The organism is [Clostridium] celerecrescens 18A, assembly GCF_002797975.1.
In the GTDB taxonomy this organism is placed as follows: Bacteria; Bacillota; Clostridia; order Lachnospirales; family Lachnospiraceae; genus Lacrimispora; species Lacrimispora celerecrescens.
The window spans coordinates 4,146,935-4,171,917 of the sequence record NZ_PGET01000001.1; the positions used below are offsets into that span (position 1 = coordinate 4,146,935).

Consider the following 24,983-nt stretch of genomic DNA (forward strand, 5'->3'; position numbering starts at 1 on the left):
AGGACTCTTTATCTCTCATTGTAACCTTTGAAAGAACTTGATGCAACTGTTAATTTCTTACGTTTATAATCCAGTACAATGCTCCAGGATATCCTCATAATAGATGTTATTCCGCATAAAATGTATTATGTACCCAATAAATACAGGGAGGATTTATCTTGTTAAAAATTTTGGATAATAATTATTATGACTTAATAATTAGTAATACCCTGGTTCCTTCCTATGATACTGGAAATAATATCACCTTTTTAGATATAAGGGATTCTCTTCTGCACGTACCTGTCACTACCGTTGATCCCTGTGATTTAGGCCGTCATCCCTATAACAGTTTTCCCTTCCTCTACACACCGACCGCTACGACCAGCCTGGAAAAATCAGGCATCACAACCGTACAGAGAAATCCTTTTCTGGCTCTGTTTGGAAGAGGCGTTCTGGTGGCTGTCGTTGATACCGGAATTGACTATACTCATCCTGCATTTAAATATAATGATGGAACCTCGCGCATCTTCTCCATATGGGACCAGACAGTGCAGACAGGTACGGTCCCCGATACCTTTACATTTGGTTCTGAATACAGCAGGGATCAAATCAACGCCGCATTGAGTTCAGAGGATCCCCTGGCCCTTGTCCCCACAACGGACCCCGTCGGACATGGAACGGCCATAGCCAGTGTTTTAGCCGGTACCCCGAATGAGGCCGAATCCTTCAGTGGTGTCGTACCTCAAGCTGATCTAGTAATCATCAAATTGAAGGAAGCAAAACAAAACTTAAAAAATATCTTTTTTGTTCCGGAAAGCACTCTCTGCTATCAGGAATCCGATATCATACTTGGCATCCGTTATGCGTTTTCTATTTCAGAACGGTTTAACCGTCCTCTTGTGGTATGCGTTGCTTTAGGAAGCAGCCAGGGCGGCCATGACGGCAGAGCCTCCATTGACAGCTATATTGATTACCTCACCTTGCTGCCAGGAATCGATATCTGCGTTTCCGCCGGAAACGAAGGAAACAATCAGAGGCACTACTTTAACTCCACTAATGCTGCTCCTTACTATAATGATTTTGAACTAAGAGTAGGGGCCAATGATAAAATGCTCTCCATGGAGATCTGGTCATACGCACCGGCAAGGCTATCCGTAGATATCTCTTCTCCGAACCGAGAATCCACACAGCCTGTTTTTCCTACCTTCAATCAATGCAGAAGGTTCAGTTTTATATTTAACGAGACAGTCATCTATGTCAACAACTTCATATTTGAGGAAGCAAATGGAGATCAACTCATCCTGCTGCGTTTTAACAACCTCATTCCCGGAATCTGGTACCTGCGGGTACAGAATATTGAAAGTGAAGGCTTTGCTTTTCATTCCTGGCTGCCTTCTGGTGATTTGATTTCAAGAGATACATATTTTCTCAATTCAAACCCTGATACTACCATAACCTCTCCTGGAAATGGAAGGCATCAGCTGACGGTGACCGCTTATAACGATGCGACAAACAGCATCCTGCCGGAATCCAGCAGAGGCTACACAAGAATCGGTGAGATCAAGCCTGATCTGGCCGCACCAGGCTTCGAGCTTACCTGTGCGGTTCGCGGAGGCCAATATGGAACGGTAACAGGTACCGGCGCGGCTACGGCGCATGCGGCCGGAATCGTTGCCATGGTGCTTGAATGGGCCATTGTCAGAGGCAATTACCCCCGCATGACCGGAAATAATGTGAACCGTCTCTTAATTAGCGGTGCAGTACGCAGCAGCTCCTCTGTTTATCCAAATAACATTTGGGGATATGGGCAGGTGGAGGTAAACAGACTTTTTGAACGGCTTGCCAGCTTTTAAAGACCTCAGAAAACATAGAAAATCCAGGAGCCCGATAAATAAAAGGGCTTCCTGGTTTTTTATTTATTGATATGTTTCTTTCTGATGCGTATATCGTCTCCATAAAGGGGGATCACCGTATAGCGGCTGATCAGCCTTGATGTCACACGTTCTGTGTACCGGTCCCTCAGCTCATTTATGGGATGGTTTGTAGAAATAATCGTGGACCTGGTAGAATTAAGCCGTTCGTTGATGCAGTAAAACAATTCGGAAGATGTAAAGCTGTTATTAAGCTCTGTGCCCAGATCATCAATGATCAGAAGGTCGCAGTCCAGAATATAATGGTACATCCCTTTCATATCTTCTTCATCCTGGTAATCGAAGCGGTTTTTTGAAAACACCTCAAATAAGTCATTGGCCGATAAGTATATCACGGAATAATACCGGTCAATTAACTCCTTGGCGATGCAGTTTGTTAAGAACGTTTTACCGACTCCTGTAGGGCCTGTAAAAAGCAGATTTTCATGTTCCCCGGAAAATCCCTTTACAAAGCTTTTGCAGGTCTCCACAACCTGTCCCATATACTGTCTGACGGTCCTGTTAAGAACCGGGACTACCCTGGTATCATCAAAGTATTCATAAGAAAATGTATGGAAATTTTCGACGGCAATAATCTGTTCAATGTTTGACTGCGCATAAAGATATTTCATTTCAGATTGGCGGAAACAGTGGCACTTGGTCCCATCTGCGTATCCGGTATCTTTACAATCCGGGCACCGGTAGCGCATCTCCATATAGTCCGCAGAATAACCGGCTGCCTTCAAAAGTACACTTTTCTGTTCTCTTAAGTCTGCAATTTCATTCCTTAAGTCCTTAAGGGCTCCCTTGTCCCCTTCAAGCAGCCTGCGCGCACTGGCCACTGCACTGGTGCTGATGAAATCATCAAGCTCTTTAATAACCGGAATCCTGCGGTATACTTCCGCAATCCGCTCTTCCTGTTCATGTCGGTTTTTAAACTGCTGCTGTCCATATGCCCGCATGATAGCATTGTACTGTGAATTGCTCAGCGCCATAATTACCTCCATTCATCCTGCTGACCTTATGTAATATTACTGCCGTTCCGTTAATTGCTTTAAAACAAGGGCATCATAATCAATCTCTCTTTGAGGGAAATTCTGAAACTGGTTCTGTCCTCTTCTCCCCTTAGTGCCTTGAGCCTGTTTATTATCACCGTTTTTTCCTGTTTTATGTTCTCCGCTTCTCATTCGGTCCGCATACTGTTCGTCCAGCTTTTTGATCTCCTCCATGGAGCGTACACCGGCTTTTTTCCAGCCCTCTAATATTTTGTCCGCATACTGAAAGCTGGGCGCATGAGTGGCCGCCAGTGTCCGGTTACAGGCTTCAACAACCAGCTCCCTGGCAAATCCATAGGCGCGGAACCACCTGTCTATGAAGTCCTTCTCAAGATCTCCGGGTTTCCTGTCATTTAATCCAAAGGCTTTCATAACTGCAAAGGAATCCTTGGTAAAGGTAAGGGCAAAGCTCTTGGCATCCTCCACGGTCCGGAACCCTTTTTCATGCCAGCTGATAGCCACCGTTTCAATATAACGGATGCTGCTGTGACCGCCTTGCACACAGTATTCTACCACGTATTCTAAAAGCTCAGCAGGCATGTGCAGGCCGTCATATAGATAGGCGAACACCTCACACTCCCTTTGGGTGAATACCTTATTCATGTATTTCTGGGCTATATAAAGAAGCTGAGAGAAATCCTCATCTCCGGCCAGACCGCTTATTTTTTCTGGGGAGTAGACCATACGGCGGCCGGATGGTGCCGGTTTCGCTTGTTCCTCTGCGATTATTCCGGAACAGGCTGTTTCTGATGCTGCTGGAGATACCGTCTGTTTTAATGGAACTTCCTCTTTGAGGACTCCGGCATTCTTCCAGTATGATAAGGCCCGCGATACATCTGCTTCTGTATGGTTTAACGCATCCGCGATCATAGAAATGGTGATTTCTTCTCCTTCATGGCGCATTAAATATAAATATTCTTTTATGTATTCCCCATTGGCCGCAGCCATGTATTCGTCAATGAACTCATTGGTAATGACCGTAACGTTGATCTTGAAACTGCTTTTAATATTCAATGTCATAACCCTCACCTTTTTTATATAGCCAGTCCGCAGTGCAGCGAGAGAAGCCTGTGGCTTCTCTCGCTCACGGACTTTCGCCCTATGAAATAGGCCATGGGAAGATTTTCCTATGTGCAAGCACAACGAAAATTTCCCGTGCCCTATTTCGCACTGCTCATTGCTTTCGTGAATATCATACCACAGGTCGTATCAAAAGAAAATAGCCGTAGTTATCCACCATATGAATTGTGGATAATGTGGATAATGTGGAAACCAGGTATACATAAATAGAATTTCTCCTCCGAATCATGTCGATTTGCTGATAAAACCGAGATTTTTTAAATTGTTAGACTATAAATTATGTAAATTAAAAAATCCACATAGCTTCTTAACATAAAATGTTGAAAACTATGTGGATAATGTGGATAACTATAAGCCTAAAAGCTTTTCTCCCACTTTTACGATATCTCCGGCCCCCATAGTTATCAACAAATCACCGTGTATACAATTTTCTAAAATAAATGTCTCAATCTCATCAAACGATGAAAAATAATGGGCTTTAACGCCTCTTTGTTCGATTCTCTCTGCAATATCCCTGGAACTGATTCCTAAATCATCCGCTTCACGGGCCGCATAGATGTCCGCCAGAATCACCTCATCCGCCAGAGACAGTGCCTCTGCAAAATCATCCAGAAATGCTTTTGTCCTGGTATACGTATGAGGCTGGAATGCCACCCACAGCTTTTTATGGGGATAATGCTTTGCCGTTTCCAGAGTTGCCCTGATTTCCTGGGGATGGTGAGCATAATCATCAATAATGGTAATGCCAGACAGTTCTCCCTTTTTTTCAAAACGCCGGTTAGTGCCTGTAAAACGCTTCAGGCCTTTTTTAATCAGCTCCAAACCGATTCCCAGCTCCGTACAAACGGCTGCAGCTGCCAGGGAATTATACACATTATGCTCTCCCGGAACTCCAAGAGTTACGGTTTCCACAATATTTCCGTCCACCTTTAAATCATAAGTAGCCCTTGCTAAATCGTCAAAACGGATGGCTTCGGCCTGATATCTGCTTCCCGGTTCCTTTCCATATGTAATCACATTACATGGAAGTCCCTGGGTAATCTCCTCCCTGCTCTCTATGTCATTGTTTATCACCAGGGAGCCGTTTGGGGGAAGCTTTTCGGCAAACAAGCGAAAAGAGTGGCGGATATCCTTAATATCTTTAAAGAAATCCAGATGATCTGCCTCTATATTCAGGATCACCTCCATGGTAGGGAAAAAAGACAGAAAGCTATTGGTATATTCGCAGGCTTCTGTTACAAACAGACTTGGGCCTCCTACCCGGATATTGCCGCCAATGGAGTTTAAGATTCCGCCTACCGATATGGTGGGGTCTGTCTCAGCTGCCAAAAGAATCTCAGTGATCATAGATGTGGTGGTTGTCTTTCCGTGGGTTCCTGATACGGCTATGGAATTTTCATAATTTTTCATCATCTGTCCAAGGAGTTCTGCTCGGCTTAGTATGGGAAGCCCTTTTTCTTTAGCCCTTGCAAATTCCGGATTATCGGAATGGACCGCAGCGGTATAGACAACCACGTCAATTCCTTCTCTAATATTTTCTGCCCGCTGTCCATATGCGATCGCTGCACCCTTTGTCTCTAAATGGCGTGTCAGCTCTGATTTTTGGGAATCTGACCCAGTAACGGTAAATCCCTCGTCAATGAGAATTTCCGCCAAACCGCTCATGCTGATTCCGCCTATTCCAATAAAATGAATTGCCTCTGGTTTATGAAAATCAATTTGATACATGCTTTTTCCATCCTTAATTTTGTTTTCTGTAATAATGAATGCCTTCCTTTACTGTGTCCTTTCTTATTATATAAGAAAGCACAGAGAAAATCTACAATTTAATTATAATCAAAAAATATGCACCTTACAGATTTTATGTTCTGTAAAGTGCATTTTATGACACAGTCCTTATGATCCCAAGGCAATCTTTGGCATCTCTTCCACCATGTTGCCGCTGCTTACCTGCGGCATTCCTATTGCAGATACCATCAGATAAAGCATCTCCTTATAGCTTCGGAAAGGCTGCTCCACCCTGCCTTCCCGCCAGTAAATAATACCCTGCCATGTAGAATGTTCACGAAACATGACTTTTATTGAAAAAGTTGCAGTTTGCCCGCCTCTTCTGCACATGGAACAGGCTTCATTGGAAATCAGACGTCCATACTTGACTCCATACTTTGGAATTTTTTCCTTAGAAGCCCTAATATCCATAAAACTTCCCAGGGTTCCTGCCAGATCAGCCAGAACATCGTGCCTTTCTGTCAGGTCAGCAGGAATATTTTGATAATTTCCCATGATCCGTCCGGATTCATAATCATCAATGGCCACATGAAAGGAATTCATTGGTTCCCCTTCTTGTCCCATCAGGAAGTCACCTCTTAACATTTTGTTCATTAAGAGTATTAATTGAAGCATGCTTTCAAATGACTCCTGCCTGTCTCCATCCTCCCAATGGATTAACCCCTGCCAGCTGGCATGGTAACGATACTGTACATATATGCGGAAGGTACTACGTTTTCCCTTTCGTTCTTTCTCTTTGCTGATCCGCGTCACAAAATCTGGAGGATTTGTCCCGGGAAAGTGACGCATTTGAAATGTCTGTTTTGGACAACTCATGGAATCAAATATACGGTCCATATTTAAAATCATCTCCAGCATACTGCCGTATTGGATCCCCTGAGAATCATCACAATGAAACATAACCCCCTTAACGCTCCAATTGTCGCATTCATCCACTGCTACAGTGATATACCGGTCGGTACCGCGAACTACACTCACTCTTCCTTTTGTCATAATTTCCACCATCATCCTTGTGTTATGATATAATTATAAATAAAGGCGGTTACATTTTGGTCACATTTTCCATTTATATAACGATTGTAACCTGCCTTTTATGGAATACTTTTGCTATCGTATAAAAAAGAAAGCTTATTCAGGATGCTTATTACAAAACACCTGAACAAGCTCAAAAGTAGCTCTTAAATGCATGAAGCTAAGCTGCGGCACCGTAAAATTACATGGTCTTTATTTATCCGACTGGAAACGCCCGAATATTACATGCCTATAATTGTTCAGCACACCAAGCAGTATGTTGCCAAGGATTCCAATTACAAGAATTTCTCCTATCCCCACTGTCAGCATCGCATACCAGATAAAATCCTCTGAGCCGTAAGCGTACCGCAGAACCCATGGGATGATAATGGTATTTGCCAAAATCGGCGGAAGGCATACCAGCCACCTGTTTTTCCGAAGCTTATAGGAACCGATAGCTCCGATCAGGGTTGCAAGACTTCCTAATATCACATCCAGGGTTGCAGCTCCGCATAATAAATTTGACAGGAAGCAGCCAATGAACAGTCCAGGAATTGCTGCCGGAGTAAAAAATGGCAGAATACAGAGGATCTCTGAAATTCTAAACTGGATGGGGCCGAAGCTGATTGGTGCGAAAACCATGGTCAGCACAGTGTAGACTGCAGCAATCGCCGCTGAAAAAACCATAAAATAGGTTTTTTCTGAAGTTTTGTAATGCATATTCATTTCTCCTTTAGTTTTGTTTTAGGTGTGGAAGGTCTCGAACACACCGGTCGTTGAATGCAGTGGGCCTTGATATGTAGGAAAATCAAGGGGTCTGCGACCTTATTGCATAAAAAAGTGTAGCACAAAATACGTTAAAAGGCAAGTAATGACCCAAAATTTGTAACGGAAATTGTCCATTTTGCGAAGAATGTATTGAAGCAATTATGGATGATATAAAAAAGTTAAATTATATTGACATATTTTAATTTAAGGCATATGATAATATATAGAAAATATTCTATGTGAGGTTGTACTATGGAAGAAAAATACATTCAGAACGCTAAAGTTCTAAAGGCGTTGTCCGATCCAAAACGATTACGCATTGTTGATATGCTTTCTTGCGGAGAGCTTTGTGCCTGCAAGATTTTAGAAAAGTTTCATATCACCCAACCGACCCTATCCCATGATATGAGAGTCTTAATAGACTCTGGTTTGGTAAAAGCAAGGCCGGAAGGCAAATGGATATATTATTCATTAAATGAGGAACGCCTAAACGCTTTTTATCAGCAGTTAGGAGAGATATTCACTTCAGACCCTGATTGCATATGCTATCGTAAAGGTGGTGATATATAGATGCATTACTGTCACCGCACTGTCGGTGTCATATTCCCTAGTGGAAATTTGGCACCGATAAAAAAATTGTCGTAATATAGAAAAAATTCAATATGACAGGAGCATAATTATATGAAATCTGAAAAACAAACAGATATAGGCTTTTTTCAAAAATATCTTACCGTATGGGTTATTCTCTGTATGGTGATAGGCGTATTAACAGGAAAGTTTCTGCCAGCTATTCCCGCCTTTATGAATCAGTTTGAGTATGCAAAAGTTTCTATACCCATGGCCATTTTAATCTGGCTAATGATTTACCCTATGATGATGAAAGTAGATTTTCAAAGTATTAAAAATGTTGGCAAAAATCCCAAAGGACTGTTTGTCACATGGGTTACTAACTGGTTTATTAAGCCATTTACCATGTATGCAATCGCTTCACTGTTTTTCTTTGTGATTTTCAGAGCATTCATCTCGCCGGATTTGGCAACGGAATATCTGGCAGGCGCAGTACTTTTAGGAGCTGCGCCTTGTACTGCGATGGTTTTTGTGTGGAGCAGTTTAACGAAAGGGAATCCCGCTTATACCGTGGTACAGGTAGCAACCAACGACCTTATTATTTTAGTAGCCTTTGTTCCTATTGTAAAATTCTTGCTTGGCGTTTCCAATGTCGCTGTGCCGTGGGATACACTGATTTTATCAGTGGTGCTGTTTGTTGTAATTCCACTGGCAGGTGGAATGCTGACTCGAACATTGGTAATTAAAAAGAAAGGTTCCGTTTATTTCGACAATACATTTATCAAAAAATTTGATGGCGTTACAATGGTGGGACTATTATTAACATTGATACTGGTTTTTGCATTTCAAGGCGAAACCATAATCCGCAATCCTCTCCACATTGTTTTAATCGCTGTTCCTCTGATTATTCAGACGTTCCTTATTTTCTTTATCGCTTACTTTGCCGCCCGACTGCTGAAACTGCCCTACTCCATTTCCGCACCAGCCGGTATGATCGGCGCATCTAACTTCTTTGAACTCGCTGTTGCTGTGGCAATCGCCCTGTTCGGCACCAGCTCTGCCGCTGCGCTTGCTACTACCGTTGGGGTCTTGACCGAAGTGCCCGTCATGTTAATATTAGTAAAAATAGCAAACAGTACACAAACATGGTTTCCAAAGGAGAAAAGAAACAGAGACTCCCAGTGATAGACTCTCCTGCACGCTGCCTGTTAATCCGGAACGCTTCTTCACGAGACGCGATTCTAAAATAAATTCAATGAAAGAAGGTAACTTTATGAAAACAATGCAAATTTTTGAACCTGCTATGTGCTGCTCGACTGGACTTTGCGGAGTAGGGGTTGACCCCGAACTGCTTCGTATCTCTACTGTACTTGATACGTTGAAAAAGCATGGCGTAACCGTTGATCGTTTTAATCTTAACAGTGCACCAATGGAGTTTGTGAATAATAAGGCGGTGAATGACTTCATCAACGAAAAAGGGCCAGACGAATTGCCCGTTACCGTGATGGACGGAAAAATCGTTTTGACCGGCAAATACCCCACAAATGCGGAATTTACAGAGTGGTTGGGCCTGCCTGCCAATCTGCTGGGAAAACCAGCGGAAAAAGCGCAGGGAAACGAAGGCTGCTGCTGCAAAGGAGGCTGCTGCTAAAGTGAATTTATTTGACCCTTGTACTATCAAGCTTACAAAGTATCTCTTCTATACAGGCAAGGGCGGCGTGGGAAAAACCAGCGTTGCCTGCGCCACCGCTGTATCACTGGCAGACAACGGAAAACGAGTGATGTTAATCAGTACCGACCCGGCATCTAATTTGCAGGACGTCTTTTCCATGGAGTTAACAAATAAGGGGACTCCGATTCCCGACGTGCCTAATTTGGTAGTGGCGAATCTCGACCCAATTAAGGCGGCTGCTGAATATCGGGAAAGCGTCATTGCCCCCTTTCGCGGCAAACTTCCTGGAGCGGTTCTCGCCAACATGGAGGAACAGCTTTCTGGCTCCTGCACCGTGGAGATTGCGGCGTTTAATGAATTTTCAAATTTTATCACAGATGATAAGATACAGCAGGAATATGACCATATTATTTTTGACACCGCACCCACGGGCCACACTCTGCGCATGCTCCAGCTCCCGTCCGCATGGAGTAACTTTATCAGCGAGAGCACTCATGGTGCGTCCTGTTTGGGTCAGCTTTCCGGTTTGGAAAGCAAAAAGGCGATTTACAAGCAGGCTGTGGAAACTCTGGCAGATGGGAACCTGACCACATTAATCCTTGTTACACGCCCCGAGACAGCACCGTTTAAAGAAGCAGCACGGGCTTTTGGAGAACTTTCTTCACTAGGGGTTCTCAATCAAATGCTGGTTATCAATGGTGTACTGACGGAACACAGCGACTCACTTTCTTCCAACCTGTATGAGAAGCAGCAGACCGCACTTCATGCAATGCCGGAAAGTCTGCAAACGCTTCCGCTCCATATGGTGCCCTTACGTGCCTATAACGTCACAGGACTTGAAAATGTGCGTGCCTTACTGAATACTGACTATGTAACTGTACACAATGAAACGCTGAACTCAGTTCATGTTCCTGCGTTAAATCATGTGATCGACGAACTGGCAGCAAGCGGCAAGCGCGTTATTTTCACGATGGGCAAAGGCGGCGTTGGAAAAACTACTGTTGCCGCGGCTGTGGCGTTGGGCCTTGCAAAGCGTGGGAAAAAAGTTCATCTTACAACAACCGACCCCGCCGCACATCTGAAATTTGTACTGGACGAAAACTTCGGCGTTTCTATGAGCCATATCGATGAAGCCGAAGAACTGAAAAAATACCAGTCTGAAGTGCTTCATAAAGCTCGTTCGTCTGGTATGAGCGATGGGGATATTGCCTATGTTGAGGAAGATTTGCGTTCTCCCTGTACACAGGAAATTGCTGTGTTTCGTGCCTTTGCAGAAATAGTAGATAAAGCTGACAATCAGGTAGTTGTAATTGATACAGCACCTACCGGTCATACCCTGCTTTTGCTGGAATCCACTCAAAGTTACAATCATGAGATTCAGCGAACAAAAGGTGAAATCCCCGAATCAGTGAAGAAGCTTCTGCCAAGGCTGAAGTCTGATGAAACCGAAGTTCTAATTGTGACCCTGCCCGAAGCGACACCTGTTTATGAGGCATTGCGTTTGGAAGACGATCTGAAGCGGGCAGGTATATCCGCTCAGTGGTGGATTATTAATCAATCCCTGTACGGTACGGATACCACCAATCCCATGTTGGCAGCAAAGGCAGCAAATGAGGTCGAATGGCTTAATCGTGTTGATAAACATGCTGGCGGTAAATTTGCATTAATTGGATGGAGTGCTGATGAAATCAAAGGTGACCGTTTGTTAATGCTTTGAAAGGACGGATGATATGGTAAAGGCAGCATTTATTTGTGTTCATAATTCTTGCCGCAGTCAAATTGCAGAGGCATTAGGCCGCCATCTTGCAGGTGATGTTATGGAGTGCTATTCGGCAGGGACAGAAACCAAGCCTCAAATCAACCAGGACGCAGTGCGCCTAATGAAACAGCTTTACAATATTGATATGGAGGCAATGCAATATAGCAAACTCTTATCAGAAATTCCGCCCGTGGATATTGTGGTGACGATGGGATGCAACGTACAATGCCCATTCCTGCCATGTAAGCGTCGTGAGGATTGGGGACTAAGCGACCCAACAGGCAAGAGCGATCAGGATTTTATCGAAACAATCTGTGTTATTGAATCAAAAATCAGAGATTTGGCAAATGAATTAAGACGATAGGTAATACCGCCGTTGACTATAATCAACGGCGGTATTTAACGTATATTAAATAAGAAAAGGCATTAAACCCGTAAATACTTTTCTGCCGGGACCAGCCTTACTGATGATATCAAGTAATCTTTATTGTCTAATGACAATTTGCATCATATCGTAGAAAAGGAATTAGACATTTTTCCCAACATAAAGTATACTTAAATTCGCAGCCTTAAGCGAATTACAAAGGAGAAGTGATTATGAAAAGTATAAAAACAAAAATACTGCTTAGCATGGCTTTGACAGTATTTATTTCCCTGGGTGCAGTGGGTGGTACCAGTATTTATCTAAACTATTCCAGCATGATCGGAACCATGAACCAGACCATGACGGAACTGGCACGCACCGCCTCACAGCGAGTTTCCAAAGAACTGGATATTTATAAAAATATCGCCAATGAGGTCGGCAGCATTGACCGTCTTTCAAGCCCGGGAACCAGCGTGGCAGATAAAAAAGCCATCATGGACCAGAAGGCAAAAACCTATGACTTTCAGCGGGGAAACATACTGGGAGCAGACGGAGTCAGCTTATTTGATGGAAAAGACTATTCTGACCGGGACTATTTCCAAAAATCCCTAAAGGGCGAGACAGTGGTATCCGATCCCTTAATCAGTAAGATCACAGGACAGCTTACCATTATAATTTCCGCCCCATTGTGGGATAAGGGAATTCCGGATTCCAAAGTAGTAGGCGTCGTGTACTTTGTCCCTACTGAGACTTTTTTAAATGACATCGTTGGCAGCATAAAGATAAGCAAAGGAAGCAGTTCGTACATACTGAACAGAAGCGGCGGTATCATTGCCGATGTGGATATGGAGAAAGTAACCAATGTGACAAATACCCAGGAGCTCGCAAAGACAGATCCCGGTTTGGCCGCCCTTGCTGCTCTTGAAAAAGGAATGACTGAAGGAAATAGTGGCTTTGGCCGTTACAACAAGGGTGGTGTAAACGAATTCCTGGCTTATGCACCCATTGAAGGGACTGACGGCTGGAGCTTCGGCCTCAAAGCTCCCATGACGGACTTTATGGGAGCGACCATAACCGGAATCATCATTTCGGTAATACTGCTCATCACAGCATTGACTGTGTCCGGAATCATATCCGTTGTCCTAGCTGGAAAAATCGGAAATCCAGTAAATGCCTGTGCCGAACGCTTAAAAAGACTGGTACAGGGTGATCTGGAATCTCCGGTTCCTGTAATCAACAACCAGGATGAAACCGGTGTGCTGGCAGGAGCTACCCGGGAACTGGTGGACAGTTTAAAAATGATTATCGGAGATGTGGATCATATTCTCAATGAGATGGCAGAAGGCAGCTTAACGGTTTCTTCCAGCTGCGAATCCGCCTATGTAGGAGGATTTGGCGGGATTCTTCAGGCCATGACCCAGTTACAGTACAGGCTCAGAGATACTCTTTTAAGGATCAGCCAGTCCTCTGAGGAGGTAGCCTCCGGTGCGGAACAGGTATCCGCAGGGGCGCAGGCGCTCTCCCAGGGAGCAACTGAGCAAGCCAGTTCCGTAGAAGAGCTGGTGGCTACCATAAGCCTTATTTCTTCTCATGTGGATTTAAATGCCAAGAATGCAGAAGAAGCCACTCTCCAGGCAAAGGAGACTTCAGCCCAGCTGGAAAACGGAAAAGAACAGATGAAGAGAATGACCGATGCGATGAACGAAATCAATCATACCTCCAGTGAAATCGGTAAAATCATAAAAACCATCGAAGACATCGCCTACCAGACCAATATCCTGGCTTTAAATGCAGCGGTTGAAGCCGCCCGTGCCGGAGAGGCCGGAAAGGGCTTTGCCGTCGTTGCCGATGAAGTGCGTAGTCTTGCATCAAAAAGCGCAGAAGCCTCAAGAAACACCGCTTTCCTCATAGAAAGCTCTGCCCAGTCGGTAGAGAAGGGAACGGGAATCGCTGGTGAAACAGCGGATTCTCTGGAACGGATCGCAGCTTCTTCCGAAAAGATGGCTTCCTTGATATATGATATCGCCGAAGCCTCCCAGGAACAGGCAAGCTCCATTGCCCATGTAGCACTGGGAATCGACCAGATATCCGGCGTTGTGCAGACCAACTCCGCTACGGCGGAAGAGAGTGCGGCCACCAGCGAAGAGCTCTCCAGCCAGGCCCAGATTTTAAATGGCCTGATGGATCAGTTCCGGTTCTAATTCATATAAAACCGCTTCATAATGAATGATGAATGGCAAATTAATAATCATCATTCATTATGAAGCGGTATTATTTTATACAGATTATTCTTCCAGCTCAAGGGCCATCCCTTTATCAGAAAGAATGATCCTATATATTCCTTCCTGTCCGGAATTGATGACTTTTCATTAACCTCCTTTTTTTCTTTATCCTTATTGAAGTAAATTTTGCACGTAACCATCTACTATATTGACTAAAACGGGAAAGATAACTATAATTATTAGTAATTCCATATTCAGGAAATTTAAGAAAAGATATAATATTAAATTATTATGAAATATTATGTCAAATCCGACATTTATCCAAAAATTCATGGAACAAACGTATTATGGCAAAATAAATTCAAACCATGGAGGAACATTGTATGTTAAAAAAACGAAAGGTTGGAAACCGGCTGCTTGCTGCATTTCTCATCGTTGTATTGTTTTCAGGTTTAGCCGGAACCATCGGAATTCTGCTCATTCGGACCGTTAATGAGAAATATCATACTGAATTGCAGGATTATGGATTTGCCCAGGGTGATATCGGAAGCCTGGGACAGGCGTTTCAGGCTCACCGCGCAACAATTTTATACATAATTTTTTCGGAAGATCCTACTGAAACTGCCAATCAGAAGGAGAACCTAAACAAACAGATTGAAGTGATAAACGAGAAAATGGAACTGGTACAGGGGCTGATGAAGACATCCTCGGAAAAGGAACTTTACAACAAGCTAACAGAAAAGATGATATCCTATGAGGCGGTCCGAAGCCATACCATTGAGCTTGCAGCAACTTCTCCCAAGGAGGCCATGACTACGTTTCGAAGCCAGGCAGCTCCCCTGGCAGCGGAGATTGCTGATACGATCAATACCATGCTGTCAGATAAGTCAACAACCGGTGATTCAAGGTCTGTCGATCTCTCCCGTCTGACCTCCATATTCATCGCAATTATGGGCATCATTATACTCATTTCCATTGTTACATCCGTTATCATTGCAATCGCCATTACAAGAGGGATCACCCGCCCCATTGACGAACTGAAAGCGGTTGCAGACCGGATGGCCCAGGGAGATTTAAAATGCCTTCTGGAATATCGATCAGAAGATGAACTTGGACATCTCGCAGACAGCATGAGGACGATGATGGGGCGTTTATCCTACTATATGGATTATATCTCTTCCACCACAAGCCAGATGGCTCAGGGAAATTTTGATATTCCTCATGACCCTGAGGAATTTAAAGGGGAGTTCCGTTCCATACAGCTCGCCATACAGAATCTTACTGATTCCTTAAATGATGTCATGGCTAAAATAACCCAGTCCTCAGACCAGGTGGCCTCAGGAGCTGAACAGGTGGCAAGCAGCGCTCAGGCGTTAAGCCAGGGTGCGACCGAACAGGCATCCTCTATTGAAGAGCTGGCTGCTACCATCAATGATATTTCCAATAACATAAACCATAATGCAGAGAATGCAAAGGAAACAAACCAGCATGTGAGCAATACCGCATCAGAGCTGGAATATGGTAAAACTCAGATGCAGGATCTGACAAATGCCATGGAGGATATCAGCAATGCATCCTCAGAAATCGGAAAGGTAATCAAAACCATAGAGGACATTGCCTTCCAGACCAATATCCTGGCTCTTAATGCAGCCGTAGAAGCAGCAAGAGCAGGAGAGGCCGGAAAGGGTTTTGCAGTTGTGGCAGACGAAGTCCGCAACCTGGCCAATAAAAGCCAGGAAGCTTCAAAAAATACTACAGCATTAATTGAGCATACCCTGGCTTCCATTGAGGCTGGAAATCATATTGCCAAGGAGACTGCAAAATCCATAGAACGCATTGTCCAGTCTTCCAAAACAGCAGCAGACTTAGCATACCAGATATCCTCGGCATCAAAGGATCAGGCATATGCAGTTGCCCAGGTAACTCAGGGAATCGATCAGATATCAAGCGTGATTCAAACAAATTCCGCCACATCAGAGGAAAGTGCCGCAGCAAGTCAGGAAATGGCCGGACAGGCTCAGATACTTAAGCTTTTAATTGGAAAGTTTCAGTTAAAAGTCTAAAATAAAAAAAGGTGTCCAGAAGTCGAAATTATACTTTTGAGACACCTTTTAAATTTTCGTAAATATTCAGGCTGATTCAAAAACGACAATTATGTAGTCAGACCGAACCGTTCCTCCATAATCGCTCTTAGCCTGTCAACCGTCATTCCTGCATCAAGGCCGTTTTCATCAATGGTTATGTCGGCATATTTTTCATAATAAGGAACCCGTTCCTCATATAAGTCTCTTAAGGTCATTCCATCCTTTAAGACGACACCCCGGTCTACCAGATTTCCCAGCCGTTCTTCCACGCTTTCATAGCTAAGCTTTAAATAAACCACTGTACTGATCTCTTTTAAATGCTCCATAGCCTCTTTTCCATAGATCACGCTTCCGCCCGGTGCTATGACGCTATGACGGACATTAAGGCCGGCATTGATCCTGTTTTCCACAGCCAGGAACCCGTCCTGGCCCTCTTTTTCAATAATTTCCTTTAAAAGGCGGCCTTCCTGCTCCTGGATTACAATGTCCACGTCCACAAAAGAATATCCTAGGCGTTTTGCCAGCAAAACGCCTACTGTGCTTTTACCGGAAGCCGGCATACCGATCAGCGTAATGTTATTAAGCTTACTCGTCATTTGTTTTTCCTCCTGCCCATCGGCTTTTTTCCTGCCTTTTTCACAGAATAACCGAAACTTCCAAGCTTTTTCCCCAGTTCAAAATATTCCCCATGAGAATAGGAGATAAGTCCTGCCTCATTAAGGTGGAACTTCCCTTTTTCATCCATGTACCGGCTGTTTACGGTCACGCCAACCACCTCAGCCAAAAACAGGTCATGGCTTCCCAGGGGCTTGATTTCCACAACTCTGCAGGCTAAATTCACCGGGCATTCCTCTATTCCGGGTGCATTTACATGTTCCAGGGAACAAGGTGTCAGCCTCATTTGTGCAAATTTATCCACCTCCCTGCCGGACTTCACCCCGCAGTAATCGGCAGCCCGCACCAGATCCTTTGTCACCAGATTTACCACAAACTCTCTGGTTTCTTTTATGATCTTATAGGAATGCCGTTCCGGGCGGATGGATATGGACAGCATGGCCGGGGTGGAGCATATGGTTCCCGCCCATGCCACAGTAATGATATTGGGTTTTTCCCCTTCCCTCTGGCAGCTCACCATAACCGCAGGAACCGGGTAAAGCATGTTACCAGGCTTCCAGGTAACCCTGCTGTTTTTTATGGTCTTTATATTTTCATTTGCTTTTCTATATTCATTGGTTTCTTTTTTCTTCATTGATGACAGCCTCCTATTCCTGAACCGCAAGCATAATGCCAGGAATCAGCTGTTTCTTTCTGGATACCACGCCTGGAAGACTTACGATATGGTCTTCTGCCGTCCCTTCCTCTTCCTCTGCACGGAAAGCACCGAGAACCATCTGCTTTGCTCCCTGACCCTCACATAACAATACCGTAGATTCTGTCAGAATGTTGGTAAGCATGAAAAACATCATGTCTACGCCATGCTCTTTTCTTGCTTTTTTCATGTAAGGAGGCATCCGGTCCTTCAGTTCTTCCAGTTCGCTGGCGTTTAAGGAGCTGATCTGTCCGACTCCAAAGGACACTTTGCCAAGTGTGAATTTTTTAAAATCCTGATAAAAGATCTCTCCATCCGTCTTACCCTTTAGGTTACTTCCTGCCGCGAACATGGAGGAAGCGTATTTCTCCACCTGGATCCCTGCGATATCCGCAAGGACAAGAGCTGCCTTTTTATCAGACTCCGTACAGGTAGGGGAACGGAATAAAAGAGTATCCGAGATAATGGCGCTGCACAGAAGGCCCGCAATCTTCGGTTCGATTTCTATGTTATTTTCCATAAACATCTGATATACGATGGTAGCTGTACAGCCTACCGGCTGATTACGGAAGAATACAGGAGAAATAGTTTCTACGGTTCCGAGCCTGTGATGATCAATGATCTCCAGGATTTCCGCACTTTCCATGCCTTCCACTGCCTGGGTTTTCTCATTATGGTCTACCAGAATCAGGCGTTTTCCCTTTGCACCGAGCAAATTCCGGCGGGAAATCATTCCCATGTATTTTCCATCCTTATCAAGAATCGGGAAATCCCGGTGGCGCTTACTTGCCATGACATCTTTTATTTCATCAATATAATCGTCTTCATCAAAGGAAATCAACCCTTCGGTGGTCATGAAATAGCTGATAGGAATGCTCTGATTTACCAGACGGGCTGCCGTATATGTGTCATAAGGGGTGGTCATGACTGTGCAGCCACGCTCCTGAGCCAGCTTTTTGATCGTCATGGATACCGCTGCACCTTCGCATACAATGATGCAGGCCGCTTCCATCTCGATAGCACATAGCTGGGATTCATAACGGTTCCCCAGGATCACTAAGTCACCCTTGGAAATGTAATATTCCATCATATCAGGATTGGCCGCTGCGATAAGGACCTTGCCATGATTGAAATATTCGCTCTTTCCACCAACTACCATGGCTCCTTCTAAGGTTTCCACAATATTTTCATACTGGGTATTTGCCTTTGATAAAATGCTGCTGTCATAAACGTTCATATAGGACTTGGCAATATCACCTACCGTGATCAGTCCTTCCAGCATCCCATCCTCAGTTACCGTAGGAATGGTGACAACATTTGCTTCCTGCATCAGTTTCCAGGCCTTTTTTAAGGACAGGTTTTTCTTTACACCCTTTGTTTTACGAATATCGATATCACGGACCTGTGTCTTCACATTTTCCACAAGCTCCGGCGCTTCCACTTCAAAGTAATGGAGCACGAATTGTGTCTCCTCGTTGACGTGACCAGCCCTACCTGGCTGATATTCTTCTCCGGTCAGCTTTCTTTTTAAATTTGCATAACAGATGGCAGAACAGATGGAATCTGTATCTGGATTTTTATGGCCTATTACGATAGTTTTTCTGTTCTTATAATTCTCTCCCATACTTTCCTCCTTTTTTCATAATGTGTTTACAGGTCGTTCATATTCCGTTCATATATATTTTTTATACTAAATACATAGAAAATATATGAGTCAAATTGATTTAATCGTCAAATTGCACATAGATTTTTCATAATTGCCCCGATTGCCTGTCAATCGGGGTCTCCTCATTTTATGAGGCTTTTTCTTTGTGAAGTATTCCCATTATATCATAATTTAGTAAATTGTAAATAAGAGGGCGGGGCGTTATAGCCATTGACGAACTTAAAAACCAGAAAACAAAAGAAAGAGGGAGGAAGAGATGTTATAAAAACATCCTTCCTCCCATTGCTTTTCTGTCTCCATCTTATATCATATTTATATACCGGATTGCGTTTAAATGGGCATTATCCAGCTTTATAGTCTCCATGAAAGCTTCCTTCGCCCCCTTTCTATCTCCAAGCCCCATTTTTCCAAGCCCTATAAGATAGTTGCAATGGGCCTTGTTTTTCTTATCCAGGTCATCTTCATAAATCAGGAAATCGGGCAGGGATACTGCGAAATATTCGATCTTCATGTTATCAAACATATGCTGCTCTCCGTAATCCAGCAGTTTATAGAACCTGGACCTGGCCTCCACCGGTTTTCCCAGCTTTTCCTTAGCCAGACCCTGGTAATAAATCATATCCGCAGGCTGGTCATTGTAATACATCATGCCTGCCGGTTCCTCCGTTCCTACACTGGCCGCCTCATAACAGGCTCTTGCTGCCTCAGTCTTTCCCAGATTCTCCATGACCGCACCCAGATAATAATTGATATGATTGTCCTTTGTTCCTTCTAACTTTCCTTCTCCCAGATTCTCCGGATATTTCAGGGCCTTTGTCAGGTATTCTTCTGCCCTGCCCCATTCCTTTGCATCCATGGCCTGCCTGGCCAGCTCCACAAGAGAGACTACATACTGGGCAGTTACCTTCCCTTCCCCGCCTTCCCAAGGATGGAATTTATAGCTCATAATGAATTCATAAGCCTCTCCGTAATGTCCCAATAGATTTAAAAGTGTTGCATATTCAATCATCAGATCGTCACGCTTCATAAATACATCTCTGGCAGCTTCATATTTTTCCAGACGTTCTGCTGCAGGCATATCCAGCTTTTTATAAAGCTGATCCAATTCCAGAAAGATCCTTGCATCGGCCGGATTCAGACGATAGGCCTTTTCCATGGCCTCTTTTGCCCTTTCCCTGTCCTTTTCCTTGTTGTAATAAGCCAGTGATAAATTTCTCCACACAGTTGGGAACCGGGGATTTAACCGGGCGGACTGCTCCCAATAAGAAAGGGCAGTACGGTACTGAAGCTTATCATAATATAAATTTCCCAGATAATAATTGGCGTTGGCTCCTTCCGGATTCCTTTCCGCCGCAAACCTAAGCACTGAGATGTCCTCCAGCTTATTGGGGAAACAGTAATCCGTGCTGCACCCCTCCGCCTGCTTTAAAGCCTCTTTTAAAGTTTCTGATCCGTCTTTTCCCATAAGCATCAGATAGTAGGCTTTATAGTAATAGAGCATGGGCCATTTGCCGGAACACTGGTCCAGGGTCTGGACGGCAGCTTCGTATGCACCGAATTCCGCATAATGTCTGGCTGCCATTAAGTAGTTTTCGTGATAGCCTCTGGCCAGCCGGCTTATCTCCAGACGGATTTCCTCCTGACGTCCTGGCTCCAGATATGCTGCTTCCAAACGGGATATATAGTCAAAGGAGTCCACCTTCAAATTCTCCACAATAAGAGCTCTGGCTTCTGCCGTCCTGGTCAGCCGGCGCAGGAGATAGACGTTTAAGGCTCTGGCCTTTACATTATGTGAATTTCTCACCAGTCCCTTTTCTACAAATTCCAGTGCACTTTCATAATTTCCTCTCATGGATTCGATGCAGGAAAGATAATAAAAGCTCATTTCCTGCTGCTCACCTGACCACGTTGCCTTATAAAAAGCATCAAAGGCTTTCTCAATCTTTCCCTGATACAAAAGTGCCAGGCCCAGATTGTAATAAGGCTCAGAGTCATAAGGGTTGGGATTTTTCCGCACAGCCCGTTTTAACGCCATCCTGAAATACTCCTCCGCCTCCTCAAAGCAGCCTCTGCGCATAAGCAGGGAGCCATAGGCATTATTGATGCGGATATCTTCAGGATCCCTTTTTAAGCCCTCTATGTAATAAGGATCCGGTCTGTAAGTCGCATGGCGGTACTGCTCGATATGAAGCCCGGTAAGATACAACTCTTCATTTGTCATGATCTTTTCCGGATCATCGGCTGCTTTTGCAGGGCTTGGAAGCTTTGGAACCTCCTTCTTTAAGGGGGTATAGGAAACCAGCTCTCTATCGCCGGAAAGCACTTTAAAAGTCAGCCTTGTCTCATCCTCCACTCCGGTATGCAGCGTCTTTTCATAAGTATGGACAGGAGAAAGAAGGGTGGTTTCATCTAGAAGTGTCTCCTTGCCGTAAGTCAGCAGAATCCTCGCATCAGGATACTCCTGGGTTCCGTATGCAGCAATATGGATCTCACTTTCCCTTGTCTCTAAGTTTATGACGGCGTGAATGGAGGCGTTTTTCACGGGGCCAACGGCTTTATAAGGCATGAAATACTGGGTAAAGGTTTTTTCCTCCATTGGCTTTAACCAAGTGAAATCCGGCTGATTATCCGTGTAAACACCGGTCATCAGCTCAATGTAAGGTCCGTCCTCATCGGTAAGATTCCGGTCCCAGGCCTTTCCGAAATCCCCGCAGCCCCAGGTCCACTGCTTTTTTCCTGGCGAAATGTGATGGTCTGCCACATGAAGGATTCCCGCTCCCACCTGGTAATCATAGCCGCCTACAAAATTAAATTCACTTTTTTCAGCCATGTAAGAGGTCGGTACCGGAATATTCTTATAACGGGAAATATCAATGCCTTCACTGTAGTCATGCTTATAATAGACTCCCGTTGCAATGGGAAAACGGGATACATCCCTTTTTCCGTGATCCATAACAGCATGGACATCCGGCGGGAAGATGGACTGAGTGTGATCATTGACCGGAACCGCCGGGTTTGCCCACCATAAAAAGGTCTGGGGCATTGGCGTGGGGTTGTAAAGCTGGCCCTTTATCTCGATATAAGCTTTTCCGGGATGCAGGGTGAAGCTGGCCTCCCCCTTGGTTCCGTACATCTGGTCCACATCGCAGATCCGGCAGGTTTTAGAACCATCCTCATGTTCTATCAGCATATAGTCCACAGGAGAATAAGTGGTCGGCCGGTGGTGCTGGGGCCAGTTAAATTCAATCCCGCCGCTGATCCAAGGTCCGCAGAGCCCTACCAGGGCAGGCTTTATGACGTGGTTGTAATAGACGAAATCATATTGATTCGTTTTGTCAAAGGCCCGCTGGATTCTTCCTCCAAGCTCCGGGAGTATCATTACCTTCAAGTATTCATTTTCCAGCCAGACTGCCTGATAGGCTTTGTCCGTCCTGGTATCATGGATCTTCTCAATGGTAGGGTAAGGGTAGATTTTTCCCGAGCTTCCCTGATAAACACGGCTTTCCAGGAACATCGGATTTTTATCTGCTTCCCCCACCTCATAAGTGGGTATGACAATGGACTCCTCCCATATTTTTACTGCTTCCATTCTTAGACCTCCTTTTAAGTTCTTGCCTATACTATATAATCTTTTATCATGGTTTTCATTAGCTTTAGTTGCTTACTAGTTTATAAAAATTGCTCTAATTAAATTGACGAATTTCCGTTTATTCTCTATAATGGTTTCATAAAAGAAAGGAGGGCCCATATATGCTGTCTACAGAACGAGGGGTCATCTCAGGGTCAGACTATTATGTTTATACGCCCAGTGCCCAGGCTGAAAGAATTTTCTTATATCCCGTTAACATGGGACTTTTCCGGTACGAACCCGGATATTCCCTTCACCGGAATTCTTATGACAGCTTCCTCATCATGTTCATCCGGAGAGGAGAATGCCAGGTCGAGACAGGCGGACGAGTCTTTCATGCCGTTGAAGGGCAGGTAGTGATACTAAACTGCTTTGAGCCACACGCCTACTGGACGACAACGGGCTGGGAAGCAGAATGGATCCATTTTGACGGCTTAGGTGCGGCAGGATATTATGAGGCAATCCTGGATGGCGGCCCTCCGGTCATTACCCTGAGGGATACCTACCGCCTGGAAAAATATCTGCATAAAATTTATCTGCAGTTTCGGGAGTGTTATTCCATCAAAGAGGCCTGGCTGAACAATTACATTGTTAATATTCTAACGGAGCTTTTGGTCAACAGGGACTTTGAGCATTCAGAAAACGTCTCTTCCAGCATCATTGAGGACACCATTGCTTACATCAACGAACATCTAACCGATCCCCTTACTCTGAAGGACCTGGCGGATCAGGCTTCCTTAAGTCCCTTTTACTTCAGCCGGCTGTTTAAAAAGGAATCCGGATTTTCGCCTCATGAATATGTGATCGCAGCCAGGGTCAACAATGCCAAGTTCCTTTTAAAGTCCCTGGACATCTCCATCAAGGACATCTGCTTCAGCACAGGCTTTACCAGTGAAAGCAGCTTTTGCACCACCTTTAAAAAAGTCACGGGAATCACGCCTTCCGAATACCGTTTCTCTATCAGGAACTGAAAAAAAGAGCCCCTGCATTGCAGAGGCTGCTTTTTTTCATCACCGGGCAATCGGTTTATTCCGCTGCTTTCCCCATCACTTCCTTGTAATTTTCAGGGGTAACGATCACCGCGTCTACGGCTGTCTCTATAGGAACCTCTTTTCCGCTGATAACATCGTATAAAACATTGACCGAGCCTGCTCCTACCGAATCAGAGGAGAAATAGGCTGCTGCCTTCATGCAGGTTCCGTCGGCTCCCTTGTTGTTCCACTCATCCTTTGCCATATAAGCTCCAAGGCCTACTGCAGTTGCATTGGCATCTAATCCTGCGCTTTCCAAAGCACGGACAGCACCGATCGTACCTTCCTCATTGGCTCCTGTCACCAGCCACTTCTTGATTTCCGGATGGGCAGTGATGACTGATGTAGCAGCTACATTTCCCTTATCTGTAGTCCCGTCATGATCAGCTTTGAAAATCCTCTCTTCCGGAAAATCAGGGCAAACTTCCGTAAACTTGTCGAGTTCTCCTTCTGCCCTGGGAACGCAGGAGGAAACCGTATCCATGGTCAGAATCATCAACCCACATTCCGGATCTCCTGCCAGATTATTTTTATTTGCATAATCCGCCAGCCACTGGCCATTGGCCTGTCCGATCACATAAGCATTAATGCCCACCCATGGAGCGATCTTTTCTCCAGAATCCGTCTGGAGCGCATCATCGGCCGATACAATTGGGATGCCAGCTTCCTTGCATTTATCAACTACGGCCTGAGACATGGTCTGGTCTGGGATACAGGTAACGATTCCCTTTGCCTTATTTGCGATGGCATTGTCAATGGCCTTTAAGTATTCTTCCGGATTCATTTTTGCATCCACATAGATAAATTCATCGCCCTTTTCTTCCACTGCCTTCTGGGCCGCTGCCCCTTCGTCAATGAACCATGTCTGATCCCCGGCTTTGTAGATTCCATAAACGACACCCTTTGCCCCTGCTTCCGTCTGGGTCCCGCCTGTTGTTGTCTCTGCCGTACCTGCTGTCGTGGTCTCCGCCGGCTTTTCATCGTCAAATCCACTGCAGGCTGTTAACCCCATTGCCATTGCTGCTGCCAAAATAATCGCTGCTGTTTTTTTCATGATTTAAACCCTCCTGTTTTAATTTTTGCTCTATCT

At 44.7% G+C, this 24,983-nt stretch carries 19 protein-coding genes; 9 read left to right on the forward strand and 10 right to left on the reverse strand.

The window, feature by feature from the left end:
- Positions 1 to 158 precede the first annotated feature (158 nt).
- Positions 159 to 1,832: a S8 family peptidase gene (locus H171_RS18870; protein ID WP_100306502.1), complete on the forward strand. Its 1,674-nt coding sequence runs from the start codon at positions 159 to 161 to the stop codon at positions 1,830 to 1,832.
- 59 nt (positions 1,833 to 1,891) lie between these two features.
- Here the strand turns inward: H171_RS18870 and H171_RS18875 are convergent, their stop codons facing one another.
- The 5 genes from H171_RS18875 to H171_RS18895 form a co-directional block, all read right to left on the reverse strand.
- Complete coding sequence (locus H171_RS18875; protein ID WP_100306503.1) at positions 1,892 to 2,884, reverse strand: ATP-binding protein; 993 nt, start codon at positions 2,882 to 2,884, stop codon at positions 1,892 to 1,894.
- A gap of 36 nt (positions 2,885 to 2,920) precedes the next feature.
- Positions 2,921 to 3,964 (reverse strand): DnaD domain protein, encoded by a 1,044-nt coding sequence (locus tag H171_RS18880; protein WP_100306504.1) that lies wholly within the window; start codon positions 3,962 to 3,964, stop codon positions 2,921 to 2,923.
- Between the two features lie 408 nt (positions 3,965 to 4,372).
- A complete protein-coding gene (gene murC, locus H171_RS18885) occupies positions 4,373 to 5,752 on the reverse strand; it encodes a UDP-N-acetylmuramate--L-alanine ligase (RefSeq protein WP_100306505.1) in 1,380 nt (459 codons plus the stop codon).
- Between the two features lie 168 nt (positions 5,753 to 5,920).
- Complete coding sequence (locus H171_RS18890; RefSeq protein ID WP_100306506.1) at positions 5,921 to 6,805, reverse strand: hypothetical protein; 885 nt, start codon at positions 6,803 to 6,805, stop codon at positions 5,921 to 5,923.
- A gap of 231 nt (positions 6,806 to 7,036) precedes the next feature.
- Entirely contained in the window at positions 7,037 to 7,543 is a 507-nt protein-coding gene (locus H171_RS18895; protein ID WP_100306507.1) for a QueT transporter family protein, read from the reverse strand.
- 300 nt (positions 7,544 to 7,843) lie between these two features.
- On the opposite strand from H171_RS18895, the gene H171_RS18900 reads away from it, so the two are divergent.
- From H171_RS18900 to H171_RS18930, 7 genes are all read left to right on the forward strand, one after another.
- Entirely contained in the window at positions 7,844 to 8,161 is a 318-nt protein-coding gene (locus H171_RS18900) for an ArsR/SmtB family transcription factor (protein WP_100306508.1), read from the forward strand.
- A 111-nt stretch (positions 8,162 to 8,272) separates the two neighbouring features.
- The gene (arsB, locus tag H171_RS18905; protein ID WP_100306509.1) at positions 8,273 to 9,343 is read left to right on the forward strand and encodes an ACR3 family arsenite efflux transporter; all 1,071 of its coding nucleotides are present in this window, start codon (positions 8,273 to 8,275) and stop codon (positions 9,341 to 9,343) included.
- Between the two features lie 88 nt (positions 9,344 to 9,431).
- Positions 9,432 to 9,809, forward strand: a complete 378-nt coding sequence (arsD, locus tag H171_RS18910; RefSeq protein WP_100306510.1) for an arsenite efflux transporter metallochaperone ArsD — start codon at positions 9,432 to 9,434, stop codon at positions 9,807 to 9,809.
- A 1-nt stretch (position 9,810) separates the two neighbouring features.
- On the forward strand, positions 9,811 to 11,547 hold the full coding sequence (gene arsA / locus H171_RS18915) for an arsenical pump-driving ATPase (RefSeq protein ID WP_100306511.1): 1,737 nt from the start codon (positions 9,811 to 9,813) through the stop codon (positions 11,545 to 11,547).
- 13 nt (positions 11,548 to 11,560) lie between these two features.
- The gene (locus H171_RS18920; RefSeq protein WP_100306512.1) at positions 11,561 to 11,953 is read left to right on the forward strand and encodes an arsenate reductase ArsC; all 393 of its coding nucleotides are present in this window, start codon (positions 11,561 to 11,563) and stop codon (positions 11,951 to 11,953) included.
- 233 nt (positions 11,954 to 12,186) lie between these two features.
- Positions 12,187 to 14,154 carry a methyl-accepting chemotaxis protein gene (locus H171_RS18925; RefSeq protein WP_100306513.1) on the forward strand — a complete coding sequence of 656 codons (1,968 nt, stop codon included), beginning with the start codon at positions 12,187 to 12,189 and terminating at the stop codon, positions 14,152 to 14,154.
- Positions 14,155 to 14,558: 404 nt separating this feature from the next.
- Positions 14,559 to 16,238 carry a methyl-accepting chemotaxis protein gene (locus H171_RS18930; RefSeq protein WP_166433635.1) on the forward strand — a complete coding sequence of 560 codons (1,680 nt, stop codon included), beginning with the start codon at positions 14,559 to 14,561 and terminating at the stop codon, positions 16,236 to 16,238.
- 89 nt (positions 16,239 to 16,327) lie between these two features.
- Here H171_RS18930 and H171_RS18935 read toward each other — a convergent pair whose 3' ends face one another.
- From H171_RS18935 to H171_RS18950, 4 genes are all read right to left on the reverse strand, one after another.
- On the reverse strand, positions 16,328 to 16,855 hold the full coding sequence (locus H171_RS18935; RefSeq protein WP_100306515.1) for a shikimate kinase: 528 nt from the start codon (positions 16,853 to 16,855) through the stop codon (positions 16,328 to 16,330).
- A complete protein-coding gene (locus H171_RS18940) occupies positions 16,852 to 17,418 on the reverse strand; it encodes a flavin reductase family protein (protein ID WP_242977104.1) in 567 nt (188 codons plus the stop codon). Before H171_RS18940 ends, H171_RS18935 begins: the two co-directional genes overlap by 4 nt.
- Before the next feature lie 103 nt (positions 17,419 to 17,521).
- Positions 17,522 to 19,192, reverse strand: a complete 1,671-nt coding sequence (locus tag H171_RS18945) for a putative manganese-dependent inorganic diphosphatase (RefSeq protein WP_100306517.1) — start codon at positions 19,190 to 19,192, stop codon at positions 17,522 to 17,524.
- Positions 19,193 to 19,535: 343 nt separating this feature from the next.
- Entirely contained in the window at positions 19,536 to 22,823 is a 3,288-nt protein-coding gene (locus tag H171_RS18950) for a DUF5107 domain-containing protein (protein WP_100306518.1), read from the reverse strand.
- A 161-nt stretch (positions 22,824 to 22,984) separates the two neighbouring features.
- Here H171_RS18950 and H171_RS18955 point away from each other — a divergent pair, with 161 nt between their 5' ends.
- Complete coding sequence (locus tag H171_RS18955) at positions 22,985 to 23,833, forward strand: AraC family transcriptional regulator (RefSeq protein ID WP_100306519.1); 849 nt, start codon at positions 22,985 to 22,987, stop codon at positions 23,831 to 23,833.
- Positions 23,834 to 23,888: 55 nt separating this feature from the next.
- Here the strand turns inward: H171_RS18955 and H171_RS18960 are convergent, their stop codons facing one another.
- On the reverse strand, positions 23,889 to 24,947 hold the full coding sequence (locus tag H171_RS18960) for an arabinose ABC transporter substrate-binding protein (protein ID WP_100306520.1): 1,059 nt from the start codon (positions 24,945 to 24,947) through the stop codon (positions 23,889 to 23,891).
- Between the last annotated feature and the right edge of the window lie 36 nt (positions 24,948 to 24,983).

Bases quoted from the DNA above. Each gene is read 5' to 3' on its own strand.
- H171_RS18875 (WP_100306503.1), bottom strand. From the start codon at position 2,884: ATGGCGCTGAGCAATTCACAGTACAATGCTATCATGCGGGCATATGGA.
- H171_RS18880 (WP_100306504.1), bottom strand. From the start codon at position 3,964: ATGACATTGAATATTAAAAGCAGTTTCAAGATCAACGTTACGGTCATT.
- murC (WP_100306505.1), bottom strand. From the start codon at position 5,752: ATGTATCAAATTGATTTTCATAAACCAGAGGCAATTCATTTTATTGGA.
- H171_RS18890 (WP_100306506.1), bottom strand. From the start codon at position 6,805: ATGACAAAAGGAAGAGTGAGTGTAGTTCGCGGTACCGACCGGTATATC.
- H171_RS18895 (WP_100306507.1), bottom strand. From the start codon at position 7,543: ATGCATTACAAAACTTCAGAAAAAACCTATTTTATGGTTTTTTCAGCG.
- H171_RS18900 (WP_100306508.1), top strand. From the start codon at position 7,844: ATGGAAGAAAAATACATTCAGAACGCTAAAGTTCTAAAGGCGTTGTCC.
- arsB (WP_100306509.1), top strand. From the start codon at position 8,273: ATGAAATCTGAAAAACAAACAGATATAGGCTTTTTTCAAAAATATCTT.
- arsD (WP_100306510.1), top strand. From the start codon at position 9,432: ATGAAAACAATGCAAATTTTTGAACCTGCTATGTGCTGCTCGACTGGA.
- H171_RS18920 (WP_100306512.1), top strand. From the start codon at position 11,561: ATGGTAAAGGCAGCATTTATTTGTGTTCATAATTCTTGCCGCAGTCAA.
- H171_RS18925 (WP_100306513.1), top strand. From the start codon at position 12,187: ATGAAAAGTATAAAAACAAAAATACTGCTTAGCATGGCTTTGACAGTA.
- H171_RS18930 (WP_166433635.1), top strand. From the start codon at position 14,559: ATGTTAAAAAAACGAAAGGTTGGAAACCGGCTGCTTGCTGCATTTCTC.
- H171_RS18935 (WP_100306515.1), bottom strand. From the start codon at position 16,855: ATGACGAGTAAGCTTAATAACATTACGCTGATCGGTATGCCGGCTTCC.
- H171_RS18940 (WP_242977104.1), bottom strand. From the start codon at position 17,418: ATGCTTTACCCGGTTCCTGCGGTTATGGTGAGCTGCCAGAGGGAAGGG.
- H171_RS18945 (WP_100306517.1), bottom strand. From the start codon at position 19,192: ATGGGAGAGAATTATAAGAACAGAAAAACTATCGTAATAGGCCATAAA.
- H171_RS18950 (WP_100306518.1), bottom strand. From the start codon at position 22,823: ATGGAAGCAGTAAAAATATGGGAGGAGTCCATTGTCATACCCACTTAT.
- H171_RS18955 (WP_100306519.1), top strand. From the start codon at position 22,985: ATGCTGTCTACAGAACGAGGGGTCATCTCAGGGTCAGACTATTATGTT.
- H171_RS18960 (WP_100306520.1), bottom strand. From the start codon at position 24,947: ATGAAAAAAACAGCAGCGATTATTTTGGCAGCAGCAATGGCAATGGGG.